Source organism: Cytophaga sp., from assembly GCF_051961495.1.
Taxonomy (GTDB): domain Bacteria; phylum Bacteroidota; class Bacteroidia; order Cytophagales; family Cytophagaceae; genus Cytophaga.
Genome location: NZ_JBQCDF010000272.1, coordinates 1 through 12888, shown reverse-complemented (window position 1 = coordinate 12888; position 12888 = coordinate 1). Strand labels below are relative to the sequence as shown.

13 protein-coding genes are annotated in these 12888 nt (G+C 39.9%); 4 read left to right on the top strand and 9 right to left on the bottom strand.

Translation table 11 applies throughout. The annotated features are described in order from the left end of the window. Positions 1–905 (top strand): Smr/MutS family protein (locus ACTHJT_RS15280; RefSeq protein WP_440239757.1); only part of this gene is annotated, 905 nt, incomplete at its 5' end. A gap of 83 nt (positions 906–988) precedes the next feature. On the opposite strand, the gene ACTHJT_RS15275 is transcribed toward ACTHJT_RS15280, so the two are convergent. The 4 genes from ACTHJT_RS15275 to ACTHJT_RS15260 are packed head-to-tail and all read right to left on the bottom strand — an operon-like array spanning position 989 to position 5080. After that, the gene (locus ACTHJT_RS15275; protein WP_440239755.1) at positions 989–2323 is read right to left on the bottom strand and encodes a TolC family protein; all 1335 of its coding nucleotides are present in this window, start codon (positions 2321–2323) and stop codon (positions 989–991) included. Positions 2324–2328: 5 nt separating this feature from the next. Continuing rightward, complete coding sequence (locus ACTHJT_RS15270; RefSeq protein WP_440239753.1) at positions 2329–3453, bottom strand: ABC transporter permease; 1125 nt, start codon at positions 3451–3453, stop codon at positions 2329–2331. 5 nt (positions 3454–3458) lie between these two features. Next, positions 3459–4391 carry an HlyD family secretion protein gene (locus ACTHJT_RS15265; protein WP_440239751.1) on the bottom strand — a complete coding sequence of 311 codons (933 nt, stop codon included), beginning with the start codon at positions 4389–4391 and terminating at the stop codon, positions 3459–3461. After that, on the bottom strand, positions 4388–5080 hold the full coding sequence (locus ACTHJT_RS15260; protein WP_440239749.1) for an ABC transporter ATP-binding protein: 693 nt from the start codon (positions 5078–5080) through the stop codon (positions 4388–4390). The genes ACTHJT_RS15265 and ACTHJT_RS15260 overlap by 4 nt, the downstream gene beginning before the upstream one ends. Positions 5081–5168: 88 nt before the next feature. Between ACTHJT_RS15260 and ACTHJT_RS15255 the strand changes: the two genes are divergently transcribed. After that, positions 5169–5804: a MarR family winged helix-turn-helix transcriptional regulator gene (locus tag ACTHJT_RS15255; RefSeq protein WP_440239747.1), complete on the top strand. Its 636-nt coding sequence runs from the start codon at positions 5169–5171 to the stop codon at positions 5802–5804. A 37-nt stretch (positions 5805–5841) separates the two neighbouring features. Here the strand turns inward: ACTHJT_RS15255 and ACTHJT_RS15250 are convergent, their stop codons facing one another. From ACTHJT_RS15250 to ACTHJT_RS15230, 5 genes are all read right to left on the bottom strand, one after another. Next, complete coding sequence (locus ACTHJT_RS15250) at positions 5842–6576, bottom strand: DUF4197 domain-containing protein (protein ID WP_440239745.1); 735 nt, start codon at positions 6574–6576, stop codon at positions 5842–5844. 9 nt (positions 6577–6585) lie between these two features. Then, the gene (locus ACTHJT_RS15245; RefSeq protein WP_440239743.1) at positions 6586–7095 is read right to left on the bottom strand and encodes a DUF4199 domain-containing protein; all 510 of its coding nucleotides are present in this window, start codon (positions 7093–7095) and stop codon (positions 6586–6588) included. Further along, positions 7088–7921, bottom strand: a complete 834-nt coding sequence (locus tag ACTHJT_RS15240) for an ion transporter (RefSeq protein ID WP_440239741.1) — start codon at positions 7919–7921, stop codon at positions 7088–7090. The genes ACTHJT_RS15245 and ACTHJT_RS15240 overlap by 8 nt, the downstream gene beginning before the upstream one ends. Positions 7922–7938: 17 nt before the next feature. Then, entirely contained in the window at positions 7939–9114 is a 1176-nt protein-coding gene (locus ACTHJT_RS15235) for a trans-sulfuration enzyme family protein (RefSeq protein WP_440239739.1), read from the bottom strand. A gap of 80 nt (positions 9115–9194) precedes the next feature. After that, the gene (locus ACTHJT_RS15230) at positions 9195–9608 is read right to left on the bottom strand and encodes an OsmC family protein (protein ID WP_440239737.1); all 414 of its coding nucleotides are present in this window, start codon (positions 9606–9608) and stop codon (positions 9195–9197) included. 333 nt (positions 9609–9941) lie between these two features. Between ACTHJT_RS15230 and ACTHJT_RS15225 the strand changes: the two genes are divergently transcribed. Both ACTHJT_RS15225 and cobA read left to right on the top strand, forming a co-directional pair. Continuing rightward, positions 9942–12086 carry a nitrite reductase gene (locus tag ACTHJT_RS15225; RefSeq protein WP_440239735.1) on the top strand — a complete coding sequence of 715 codons (2145 nt, stop codon included), beginning with the start codon at positions 9942–9944 and terminating at the stop codon, positions 12084–12086. A 2-nt stretch (positions 12087–12088) separates the two neighbouring features. Beyond that, positions 12089–12859 (top strand): uroporphyrinogen-III C-methyltransferase, encoded by a 771-nt coding sequence (gene cobA, locus ACTHJT_RS15220; protein ID WP_440239733.1) that lies wholly within the window; start codon positions 12089–12091, stop codon positions 12857–12859. Positions 12860–12888: the final 29 nt, after the last annotated feature.

Below are 12888 nucleotides of genomic sequence, written 5' to 3'. Positions count from 1 at the left end.
CGTTTACGCTGGAAATTGCTGAGAAGTCTGGTCTTGCGAAGTCATTGATCGACCAGGCGCGCACGAAGCTGGATCAGGAACAGGTTGATCTTTCAACCTTACTCAAAGATATTGAACGTGAGCGTACCACACTGCAACAGGAAATTATATCCGGCAGAGAATTAAAAGCGAAACATGAAAAGCTTTCAAAGGAATTCGAAGAGAAGCTTGCAGAGTTTCAGGAAAAACGTAAGCGCATGATGCTTGAAGCAAAAGAGGAGGCGTATCGTATCGTGCAGAAGGCAGATGGAAAGGCAGAGGAATTGATCCGTTCAATTTCAAATGCAAAAGATAAGCATGGCGCGCAAAAGCACCGTCAGGAAATACGTGAAGTAGGAAAGGCGATAGAAAAAGAACTCGAACCTGAAAGGCATGTGACCGATAACGAACCGATCCGTTACGATTGGAAAGCGGGAGATATTGTCCGCATCCGCAGCAATGGCGCGGTAGGAAAGATCGAGGCCGTAAAAGGTAAACTCGCAGAAATATTTATCGGTGATCTGAAAGCCACGGTTCATTTCTCAGAATTGAGCAGTGCTTCAGCTAAAGAGTTGAAAACTAAAACAGAAGAACGCAAGCCTAAAACAGGCGGTGTTGATCTGGTGCAGAAACATCAGGTATTTTCCATGCAGCTGGATCTGCGTGGAAAACGTACAGAAGAAGCTATTACCTTTACAGACCGATGGATCAATGATGCCTTTATTCTTGGTATTGAAGAAGCTCGTATTTTACACGGGAAAGGAGATGGCATTCTTCGTAAAATGCTACGCGATCATTTAAAGCAATACAAACAGATCGTTGCCATGAATGATGAACATATTGATAGTGGCGGCGCAGGAATTACGGTGTTGAGTATGCGCTATTGAAAAAGTGTAAAGTTCAGAGTGTAAAGTGTAATGCTTTACACTCTGAATATTTTTGGAATTTGTTTTTTGTTATTTGGGATTTATTATAATGCTCCCATTGCCTTCTTGTAATTCACCTGTGCGATCAGCACATTGTAAATGCTTGTTAAATAATTGTTCTGCGCATTTTGAAGAGAGTATTCGGTATTCTTTAATGCAGACGAAGTGAGTGTCCCTTCTTTGTATCTGTCCTGGTCCACTTTCATGATCGTTTGAGCAAGCAGATAATTTTCCTTTGAAGTTTGGTACTGACTATATGCAACATTCAATTGGTTACGGGTATTGATTGTTTCCGTTTGAATGTCGTAGCTTAGTTTATCCAGATTATTTTTATTCTGAAGTACCTTTAAACGATAGCCAGCAATGTTCCTGCTTTTTTCAAACCCATCAAAAATCGGAATATCAGCGTGTATGCCTACATAGGCGTAAGGATACCATGTATCTGTATTGAAGAATGAAATTTTAGAGTTCTGATTCTGTAACGAAGCATTTCCATATAAATATACTGAAGGCAGGTAGCTGCGGTTGTATTTTTTTGCCTGGATCTCATTTAAGCGAAGCATGCTGGATTCCATTTTATATTCATAACGTTGTTCAATATTCGCATCAGCCTCGGCAATCTGTTCTGCATTGCTAATAAGGCTTTCCAGATTATCTGTCAGGTATATGGTTGTTTCTACCGGAATAATTAACTGTGTTTTAAGTACCAGTAAACTATTGTCGTAATTATTCTGCGCGGTCTGCAATTGATTTTTTGCATTGGACAGGTCCAGCTGGTAGCGTGATAAATCTGTTTTAAGCAGCGTGCCGTTTGCAAATTCGCTTTCACCTTTTTTTACAATCGTTTCAGCAGTCACAACATTTTCCTGTGCAAGTCTGATCTGTTCCTGGTTTAGTAATACCTGATAGTAAGCCTGGGTAATCATAGACTTGGCATCGGTTTTATATTTTTCAAGACTGATATGGTCGTATTCCGTTTGTGCATCATTTACCAGTTTGTCGCCGGATATGTTTGAATTGAAAATGTATTGTGTTGCCGTAATGGATGTTAAGGTGTTGTACGGTGTACCGAATTTGACAGGTGTATAATCACTGCTGCCCAATGCTCCCGGAGGCAATAAGCTCGTTGCTAATATGGCATTGTATCTGAAATCAATGCTCGCATTTATTTGAGGTAGATTTTTGCTTTGGGTTTTCAATCTGTTGCTTTCACTGATCTGTATGGCCAGCTCCTGATTCTTGATGTCGAAACGCTGACTGAAACCAATATCTATTGCTTTTTTCAGACTTAACTGGATACTGGAATCTGTTTGTGCGAATCCCGGAAGGCTTGCTCCCAATGTGATCAGCAAAAATAAATAGGTGATGATGTTCTTCATATATGTTAACCTCTGAATACCTGTGCAGGTTCTAATTTAGTAATGCGTCTGATGGCAAATAAACTTCCGCCCAGCGCGATGAATAAAGTAATGCCGAGGAATGTGGCTTTTAACCAAAGCGGGTAATCGAAGATGGTTCCCGCATTTGCAATACCGTTTTTGAATGCAGTAACCAAACCATAACCTATGATAAAGCCTATCACTGCAATGATAGAAGCTTGTGCCATGATCAGTTTGCGGATGTAACCATTTGTTGCGCCAATGGCTTTAAGCGTTCCATAATCTTTGATGCGGTCAATTGCAGAAGAGTAAAGGGTTAGGCCTATAATCACAAAACCTGTGATCAAGGCAAATACAATCAGTGTACCAAAGGATAATGCAATTCCGCTTGACTTTAAAACGGTCAGAATTGTTTGGTTTGCAAAGTTCTCACTATCCCAGGCTTTAATGCCTCTCACATTTCTTTCAATGTTCCGGATAACAAAATCTTTTGTTACGTTATCATTCCATTCTACTAAAAACGCGCTGGCTTTTGTTTTGGAGAATTTTGTAAGCGCGCGCGCGCGTTCTATGGTAGTGAATGAATACGCCGGGCCGCCGAAGCCCCTTACACCTTTGGTCTGGCCTGCGATATAGACTTTATTTCCATTGATCTCGAAATAATCGCCGAGTACCGCTTCGCCCAGTGCTTTCTTATCGAAATAATCAACAATGATAGCGCCATCCTGCAGCATGACTTCATTGCTTCCTTTATATAAATTCCAGGGGCCGCCATTGAAATAGGGAGCTTCAGAACCAATGAGTGTAATGCCGCTTGATTGCCCGTTCTCAAATTTCGCAGAACCACCAGCGATAACGATCGGAGAAACTTTTTTAACGCCCGGTACACTGGCTATTTCTTTTCCAATCCGGATATCAATAGCAGACAATGCATTTACGTTTGTTGTTTTGGCATCCGTTATCCAGATGTATTCACTGTTGTTTTTAACCAGGCTTGACATGGCGTTTGTAAGGAATATAAAGATCCCGCACTGCTGACCGATTAAGAATACAGATATGATCACACCGGCCAAAGCGCCGATGGATTTGGGCTTGTCGAACCAAATGAATTTTAATGCTGTACGAAACATAGTATTTATTTCAGTTCAATGATACATTCAACGCGGCTGCCAATAAGCAATGTTGCTGTGCTGTCCAGTTCTACACGTACTTCACGCACACGTCTGTCTTCCAGGTTGTCGGCTTTATCCGAGAATAAAGATTTTTTTCTCAGGTAAGGTGCTGCCAGAATTACTTTACCGGTTGCCAGAATTACGGTGTCACCCTGTGCGCGTATGAATGCTTTCTGGTCAGGCTTTATTTCATCGGCAAATAATTCATCGATTTCGGTAATAGCCATAACCGGGCCTTCAGGTGCGAAATCTGCCAGTGCTGTAGCTGTTGATACATTCACGCCCAGTTTCGTGTCAACGGAAAGGATCGTGCCATCCAGCGGAGCTTTGATTGCTTTTTTATTCAGGATGGTTTGGTAATATTCTACATCTGATTTTAATTCAGTCAGACGTTTTTGTGCCTGGTTCAGATCTGCTTTGCTTGATTCAAACTGGAGTGTTTTGGTTTCGAAATTCAATTGCTCATCTTCCAGTTGCTTTTGTGTGATGGCGTTTGAAGCGAATAGATTTTTAGAACGTGCAAGGTTTGTTTTAGAATTGGAAAGATTGGTTTCAGCAGTTGCTACAGCTGCCTTATTTTTTTCGATTACAGAAATCTGTGTAGCCAGCCTGGATTCTGCCTGGTGTAATTGTGCAGTTTCAGTTTCATTATCCAAAACAAACAAAATATCACCCTTTTTTACCTGTTGGTTGATCTCTACATTTATTTTACGGATTACGCCGCTTGCTTCCGGAGTAAGCGTCAGAATACGTTTCAGCGGTTCAATGTTTGCAATACCAACAACTTGTTTGATCGTAACAGAATCAATTTTATTTAGTTGTTCATTGGCTTTTTTATCAGAGCCACAAGCGAAAAGTAAAAGAGCAACTCCAATAAGTGTAATTTTATGTATCATAAGTTTTGATTTAAATCTGTTAATTCTGTTACTGTTCCGTTCTTTACTTCTACAATCCTGTGAGCATATTCTTTCAGGCGCGGATCGTGGGTTACAACTACTACAGCCTTTCCGTTTTCAGCCAAGGTTTTGAGTTCACTCATGATAATGCCAACGGAATCTTTATCCAGCGAAGCTGTTGGTTCATCACATAAGATGATTTTCGGATTGGTTACCAATGCACGTGCAATGGCAACGCGCTGCTGCTGGCCTCCGGAAAGTTGTTTAGGCAGGTTTTTTTTTCGATCAAGCATACCAACTTTCTCCAGTGCCTTTTCTGTGCGTTCTTTTGCTTCCTTAGCCGGAACGCCTTGCAGCTGCAAGGGCAGCATTACATTATCCAATGCATTCAGCGGAGCAATCAGGTTGAAGTTCTGAAATACAAAACCAATTGTATTCAGTCGTAGTTTAGCCATCTGACTTTGGTTCATGGCATTTACATTTTCATTGTCGACCAGTAATTCTCCTTTACTTGGATAGATCACACAGCCGATCAATGATAGCAATGTTGTTTTGCCTGAGCCCGAAGGGCCGATAATCAGGAGTAGTTCTCCGTCATTTACTTTGAAATTAGTCGCCTGCAGCGCCGTAATGGTTTGGTCGCCCATTTGATATTCTTTCGAAGCATTTTTTAATTCTGCAATAACCATGAATCAAATTTAGTCCTTGTTTTTCAATAAGCAACAAAAACATTATAAAATATTTTAAAATATAATTAAAACATAGTAAATTTGTATTATGTCAGATAAAATAGTTGAACTGGTAAATCTGTGGCACGCTTTTGAAAAGGAAAACCCGAAAGCTGAAATACAGGATTTCTGTAAGTCGTATCTGCTAGGGATAAATGAGACTAAGCAGCCGGCAATAAAATTCACGAAAGAAAACCCAAGAGGAAAAGTATTAGGGAGAGCCCTTAACAGACTTTCCAAAATGGCTGTTTTTTATTCCAAAAAAAACCTTGTTGAACTGGAATTGAAAACGCTGGAAGATTTTGTGTTTTTACGCAATCTGGATGAACTTGGACCTGTGACCAAGAAACAATTGATTGATGCGCATATCACAGAATATACGAGCGGAATAGAGATTATCAAGCGATTGATTCAGCTGGGACTTGTTAAAGAAAAGGAGAATCCTGAAGATAAGCGTGCGACTATGATTTTTATGACATCCAAAGGTAAAACAGTGATGCAGAAATGTTATCCATATATGCAACAGATCGGCTCGGTTATTTTTGGACCGCTTACAGACGAAGAGTCGTACCAGTTAGCGCATCTGCTCACAAGACTTGATACTATACATACCAATTTATATCACACGCAGCGGGAAGCTTCACTGGATGAACTGCAGAAAATAATAAAGGCTTCCGGAAAATAATTCCGGAAGCCTTTATAAATTATTGTTGCGGGAGTTGTTATTTCTTCTGCGAACCAAAAACTTTTTTCAATAAGTCACTTGTACGTGCATTGGCATCGTTTCGGATTTTTGATTCTTCTTCAGCAACTTTAACGAATAATCCTTTTAATGCTTTGCCGGTTGTAAATGCAACGATGTCTGTATTTACTTTTGTATGTGTTGTTGGCAGCTTGTTGTATCTGGTTGTAAGGTTTGCCCATTGTGAAGCTACCAGGTTATTGTCAAGCGCTTTTTTAATATGTGGCGTGAATGTTTTATAAAGAGAATCGTAAGTTGATTTTCTTAAATAACTTGTTGCCGCTGTATCTGATCCGTGCAGAATCGCTTTTGCATCTGCGAAGGACATTTTCGTAATCGCATTGGTAAAGATTGGCGCGGATTCGATTGCTGCATTTTCTGCAGAACGGTTCATGGATAAAATGAATTTGTCAATTTCTCCACCTAACCCGATACTACGAAGAGTACTTTCCATTTTTGCAAGGTCAGGAGGGAAAGGAATTTTTACCAATGGATTTTTATAATAACCATCTGTTTTGTTAAGCGAATCTGCAGCCATTTTAGCACCTTTGGTTAAGGCTTCTTTCAGGCCATTGGCAATATCTGTTTCAGATAAACCTGCAGCGCTGGTTGCTGTGGTTACGCTTTTAGGTATTGTAATACCACCTATTTTTTGTCCGCAGGAACTCAATGATACACCGATCAGAATTCCGAAAACTGAAATGAATTTGTTCATATGTTACGGTTATTTGTTTTCATTAAAGGTGTCTCTATTACGAACGAATAAAGACAGTATGGTGGCACTGAAAGCAGAGATCAGTAATACCCGCATGCCATAGAACAGTGAAAACATATATGGCTCTTTTAAGCTGGCTACGATCTGATTAATTTCAGCTTGCGTTTTCTTTTGTTTTATTAAGTCAGCAATTGTTACAGCCGTTGCCTTTTCAATGAGATCAGGGATAAGGAAGCCAACCATTTCGCAGCCGATCATCAGTAAAACTACAAGGATGGCCGCGCAAACTGAAATGATTACCCCTGAATAAAAAGCCTGAGCAAAATTAATTGCATTGTTATATACATTTTTGCGGATAGAATGCATGCCGGCAAAAAGCGGTATGCCGATGAGTAACGTATGGAATACCAAAGGAAAATTGAATTCGACCTCTGCCAGATCGATTTTCACAATAACAACAATCGACAGTACAAACAATACTGCAATAATGGCTCCGAATAATGCTGCTTTCTTAATCATTGAATAATTCTTTTCCGTCAATTTCTTTTTGACAGTGTGGACAGATGTGACTATTTTTTTTTCTGCGCTGGTTTTTAATCTGTTCAGTGAATCCTGAAGATAATAGGGCTGCAGGCAGCGCAAACATTGCTATTCCAAGCATGGCAATGCATGCGGATAATAATTTTCCGAATGCTGTAACCGGTACCATATCTCCGTAGCCTACAGTAGTAAGTGTTGAAACACTCCACCACATGGTTGCAGGGATACTGGAAAATAATTCCGGCTGTGAAGGATGTTCAATATAATACATCAGGGAAGATGAGATGATCAGCAAACCGAGTATAGTTACAAAATTGATGACAAGCTCTTCTTTTTTATCTTCAATGACATGCCACAGTGTTTGTATCGCATGAGAATAGCGTTTGAGCTTAAAGATCCGCAAAAGTCTGAAGAAACGCAGGATGGTAATAAAGCGGAAATCCACGGGGAAGACCATCAATAAATAAAAGGGAAGGATAGCCAGTAAATCAATGATCGCTATCGGGCTGGTTATATAGCGCAGCCTGTCCATGAAACCATGTGTATATCTTCTGTTTAGGTTTGAAACCCAGATACGAAGAATATATTCTATCGTAAAAAAAACAACGGATATGATTTCCAGCCATGAAAAAAAGGTATTGTACTCTTGTGCAATACCTTTTTCAGTTTGTATGATTACCGCGATGATGTTCAGGAAAACTAAAGTAACGATAGAATAGTTAACAATTTTTGTTAGCCAGCCATATTCAGTGTTACCAGGATCTTTTTCGAGTATGGAAAAAACAGTTTTTTTAAGATCAGCCATTCCCGAAATTAAGAATATTATTTCGAATTTTCCAATGCCTGCTTAATTTCTGCTATTATATCATCGGAATGCTCAAGGCCAACAGAAATACGGATCGTACCTGGGAATATACCTACAGATTCTCTGTCCTCATCAGATAATTTAGAATGTGTGGTAGAGGCCGGGTGTGTTACAATTGTTCTGGTGTCACCAAGGTTTGCAGAGTGAGTTGCCATTTGCGTCGCATTCAGGAATCTGCGTCCTCTGTCGATACCTCCTTTGATGATAAATGTTACAAGACCGCCGCCTGCGCGCATCTGTTTTTTTGCTAATTCGTGTTGTGGATGACTCGGTAAAAACGGATATTTTACAAGTTCCACATCGGGATGCTGTTCCAGGAATTGAGCTACCTTTAATGCATTGTCACAATGCCTGTCCATACGTACAGCCAGTGTTTCAAGGCTTTTGGAAAATATCCATGCGCTGAAAGGTGATAACGCCGGACCTGTATGTCTGCAGAAGAAACGAACTTGCTTGATTAATTCTTTTGATGCAAGAATAATACCGCCGATTGCCCGGCCTTGTCCGTCGATAAATTTAGTAGCTGAATGTGTAACAATATCTGCTCCTAGTTTAATCGGATTCTGTAAGTATGGAGTAGCAAAACAGTTGTCAACGTTTAATAGAATATTGTGTTTTTTGCACAGGGCAGAAAGCCATTTCAGGTCAATCAGATCCAATGCCGGATTGGAAGGTGTTTCAATCATAACCATTTTAGTATTTGGTTTGATCAGGCTTTCCCACGTCTCTGGTTTATCAATAGGAGCAAAGGTATATTCAATTCCCCATTTAGGAAATATCTGCGTTACAATCTGCAGGCTAGAACCGAATACAGATTTGCATAGCAGAATATGGTCTCCGCAATTTAAAAAAGGCGCCATGCTTGAAAATACAGCAGACATGCCCGATGCAGTTGCAAAACCGTCTTCAGCACCTTCCATCAGGCACATTTTTTCAATGAATTCAGAATTGTTCGGGTTGGAAAAACGTGTATATAAATTTCCTCCTACTTCGTCGGCAAACATTGCCCTTGCTTGTTCTGCATCTTCAAATACAAAGCTTGAGGTCATATAGATCGGAGAAGTGTGCTCTCTGTTCTGGCTTCTTTCTGTTTGCGTACGAATGGCTAAGGTTTCGAAATTGGTATATTCCATGATGTATTGATGTTTGTCTGAATAAATGATACGATCTGTTGCACCACTGTTAATACAGCGGGTGCCTGAGGTAGTGTAATTTATTCCATTGTAATTTTATAAGTAATCGCAGCGGTTTTTTCAAGTGTTTTTGCAACGGAGCAATATTTATCCATGGAAAGCTTAACAGCACGTTCTGCTTTTACCGGATCAATATCGCCTTTGAAAATAAACTCTACCAGAATATCTGTGAACAGTGCAGGTGTAGCATCTTTTTCACGTTCTGCATGCAATTTGATTCGGAAAGCTTCCGGCTCTATTTTTTGTTTGCGAAGAATGCTTAATACATCAATACCGCTGCAACCTCCAAGGCCCATAATCAATAATTCCATTGGGCGCGGACCGTTGTTTTCACCACCAATAGCCGGAGATGCATCAATCGAGATGGTATTGCCCTGCTCATTTTTTGCGGCAAAATGATATGCTTTGTTCAATAAATTTAATTCGATATCCATGTGTGTATACAGGTTAATAGAAATATGTCGTCTTAGAACTGTTTTTGCTCAATCAGTGTTCCAAATAGTACGGATTCGCAATAATATTCTTTGTTTGCTTAAATATGCCGAATATAGTTTTTGAAAGTATCAAGAGCATATTCGAATATTTGTTATTTTTATATAAATCAGAATATAATTCTTTTTTATGTAAAATAATCATGTAAAATTAAAATAAAATTTCGATAATATCTATTTTTGTAAAATAATTATTAAATTTGAATATATTCTGTGCCGAAATCCCATTTGGTATATAACAAGGATATATTCAAAAAAGAAAATCAAACAGATAATATGAATAATAACACCTCACAAACAACAGTTTTTAATTTTGCACCTCAGGTTTCTAAGGCAGCACAGGAGGATATTGTAGAGCTGAGCACAAAAATTAAAGGGTTTCGTGAAAATACTATTGATTCAGAAAAATTCCGCGCTTTCCGGTTGACCCGTGGCGTTTATGGCCAGCGTCAGGAGGGGGTTCAAATGATTCGTATAAAGTTGCCTTATGGTAAAGTTACCCCGGATCAGCTTATTCGAATTGCTGATATCTCCGATAAATACGGTTCAAGCAACCTGCATTTAACAACCCGCCAGGATATACAACTGCACTATGTGAAGTTAGAAAACGCACCATTGGTGTGGAATGAGCTGGAAGAGGTTGGAGTAACGCTGCGCGAGGCTTGCGGGAATGCGGTACGTAATATTACTGCTTCTTACACTGCTGGTGTGGATCCGAATGAACCATTTGATGTTTCTCCATATGCGCATAGCATGTTTGAATATTTTTTACGTAACCCGATCTGTCAGGAAATGGGACGTAAATTTAAAATTTCATTTTCCACATCTGAAGCAGACAGTGCTTTTGGATTTATTCATGATTTAGGTTTTATTCCTCGTGTAAAAACGGTGAATGGAAAAGAAGTAAGAGGCTTCAAAGTATTGCTGGCAGGCGGTTTGGGGGCACAGCCTTTTGTTGCACATAATGTAAATGAGTTTCTGGAAGAAGATCAGTTGATTCCATTCTCTACTGCAGTGATCCGCGTATTCGATCGTTTTGGTGAGCGTTCGAAACGTCATAAGGCGCGTTTGAAATATTTGGTAAATGGCATCGGTGTTGAAGCGTTCCTTGCGCATGTTGAGAAAGAGCGTATCGCAATCAGAGACAAATCTGTTGTGATTGATCGTAATCGTGTTGATGAAATTATTCTTCCGGCAGTTACATCATTTACAGAAGTTGCCCCGGTGGATGCTGCGAAGTTCGAACGTTTTGTTAAAACAAATGTATTTGAACAGAAACAAAAAGGATATTTCGGTGTTCAGCTGAAACAACACTTAGGAGATCTTGCAAGTGATAAAGCACGTGTATTTGCAGGCATTGTGAAGAAGTATGCTTCTGATGACATCCGTATTACAGTGAACCAGGGATGGTTATTGAAGTTTGTTAAGAGAGAAGCGCTTCCTGCACTCTTCAATGAATTAAATACGATTGGCCTCGCTGAACCAGGTTTTGACAGCACGGCAGATATTACTGCGTGTCCGGGTACAGATACATGTAACCTGGGTATCTCAAGCAGTACAGGTCTTTCTGTTGAAATTGAAAAAATGCTGTTGGAAGAATTTCCGGATATCGTTTTCAATAAAAATATTAAAATAAAAATCAGTGGGTGTATGAATGCCTGTGGGCAGCATACAATTGGCAATATTGGTTTCCATGGTATGTCTATCAAGAATGGCGCAAATGTATTGCCGGCAATGCAGGTAATGTTGGGCGGTGGCTTGGAACCGGACGGAACAGGTACAATTGCTGATAAAATTCTTAAGTTACCGTCCCGCCGCTGTGTAGATGCTGTACGTGATATCTTAACTGATTACGACGCGAATGCAGCGGAAGGTGAATACTTCAATGATTACTACAGAAGACAAGTGGCTGCAGATAAAATGTATTTCTACAAATTGTTAAAGCCATTGTCTGATCTGGAAACATTGACAGACAGAGATTATATTGATCTTGGTCATGAGGAGAAATATGTTACTGAAGTTGGTGTTGGTGAATGCGCGGGTGTAATGATTGACCTGGTTGGTACATTGATCATTGATACAGAAGAAAAATTGAAGTGGGCAAAACGCCTGCAGCAGAATGCAACTTCTGCAGACGCTATTTATGCAGCATATGCAACATATGTATGCGGGGCAAAAGCTATTTTAACAGGAGAAGGTGTTGCATGCAATACACAGATTGCAATGATCAACGACTTTGATAAGCATTTGGTAAGCACAAACAAATTTACTTTTGCTAATAACAGCACGTTTGCTGCTGAGGTATTAAGCATGAGTGCGCATGAACCAACAAAAGAATTCGCAGATAGTTATATCGCCGGTGCAGAAAAATTTGTTGAGCAGATAAAAGCATACAGAGCAAAAGCTTTGGTTACTGTTTAATTATGGTAGAACCTAGAGTTACATTGGTAGGCGCAGGTCCCGGTGATCCGGAATTGATCACCTTGAAGGGAATGAATGCCTTATCAACGGCTGATGTGGTTTTGTATGATGCATTGATACACGACTATATATTGAGTTTTGCTCCGATCAGTGCAATTAAGATTTTTGTAGGAAAGAAGAAAGGTGTTTGCCAGTTTCCGCAGGAAGAGATCAATGCATTGCTGGTTGAAAATGCATTGAAATATGGTCATGTTGTGCGCTTAAAAGGCGGTGACCCATTTATCTTTGGCAGAGGTCATGAAGAGCTGGTATACGTTGAATCATTCAATATCAAAACTGCTGTTATTCCTGGTATTTCGAGCAGCATAGCTGTGCCGGAGCTGCAGCGCATTCCATTAACTAGAAGAGGTGTAAATGATAGCTTCTGGGTACTTACCGGTACAACCAGAGATCATGAACTTTCGGCAGATATACAGATTGCGGCTAAGTCAAATGCCACGGTTGTTGTATTAATGGGAATGACTAAATTAAAAGACATTGCTCAGCTGTTTATAGATGAAGGTAAAGATCAGCTGCCGGTAGCGATTATCCATAATGGCACCATGCCCGATGAACAGTTCGTATCCGGAACCGTTGGAACAATTGTTGATGTTGTAAAAAAGACAGGTATTTCTTCGCCAGCAGTTATTGTGTTTGGAGAAGTTGTAAGGTTGCATCCGGACTTTGTAAAAGAAGAAGTACACAAGATAACGGTTCCTAAACAAGACCATTGAGAGGTTGTATGGCAACTAAAAAACAAACG

What these genes read in the sequence shown, in the direction of transcription:
- ACTHJT_RS15275 (WP_440239755.1), bottom strand. Translation starts at nt 2,323, where the DNA reads ATGAAGAACATCATCACCTATTTATTTTTGCTGATCACATTGGGAGCA.
- ACTHJT_RS15270 (WP_440239753.1), bottom strand. Translation starts at nt 3,453, where the DNA reads ATGTTTCGTACAGCATTAAAATTCATTTGGTTCGACAAGCCCAAATCC.
- ACTHJT_RS15265 (WP_440239751.1), bottom strand. Translation starts at nt 4,391, where the DNA reads ATGATACATAAAATTACACTTATTGGAGTTGCTCTTTTACTTTTCGCT.
- ACTHJT_RS15260 (WP_440239749.1), bottom strand. Translation starts at nt 5,080, where the DNA reads ATGGTTATTGCAGAATTAAAAAATGCTTCGAAAGAATATCAAATGGGC.
- ACTHJT_RS15255 (WP_440239747.1), top strand. Translation starts at nt 5,169, where the DNA reads ATGTCAGATAAAATAGTTGAACTGGTAAATCTGTGGCACGCTTTTGAA.
- ACTHJT_RS15250 (WP_440239745.1), bottom strand. Translation starts at nt 6,576, where the DNA reads ATGAACAAATTCATTTCAGTTTTCGGAATTCTGATCGGTGTATCATTG.
- ACTHJT_RS15245 (WP_440239743.1), bottom strand. Translation starts at nt 7,095, where the DNA reads ATGATTAAGAAAGCAGCATTATTCGGAGCCATTATTGCAGTATTGTTT.
- ACTHJT_RS15240 (WP_440239741.1), bottom strand. Translation starts at nt 7,921, where the DNA reads ATGGCTGATCTTAAAAAAACTGTTTTTTCCATACTCGAAAAAGATCCT.
- ACTHJT_RS15235 (WP_440239739.1), bottom strand. Translation starts at nt 9,114, where the DNA reads ATGGAATATACCAATTTCGAAACCTTAGCCATTCGTACGCAAACAGAA.
- ACTHJT_RS15230 (WP_440239737.1), bottom strand. Translation starts at nt 9,608, where the DNA reads ATGGATATCGAATTAAATTTATTGAACAAAGCATATCATTTTGCCGCA.
- ACTHJT_RS15225 (WP_440239735.1), top strand. Translation starts at nt 9,942, where the DNA reads ATGAATAATAACACCTCACAAACAACAGTTTTTAATTTTGCACCTCAG.
- cobA (WP_440239733.1), top strand. Translation starts at nt 12,089, where the DNA reads ATGGTAGAACCTAGAGTTACATTGGTAGGCGCAGGTCCCGGTGATCCG.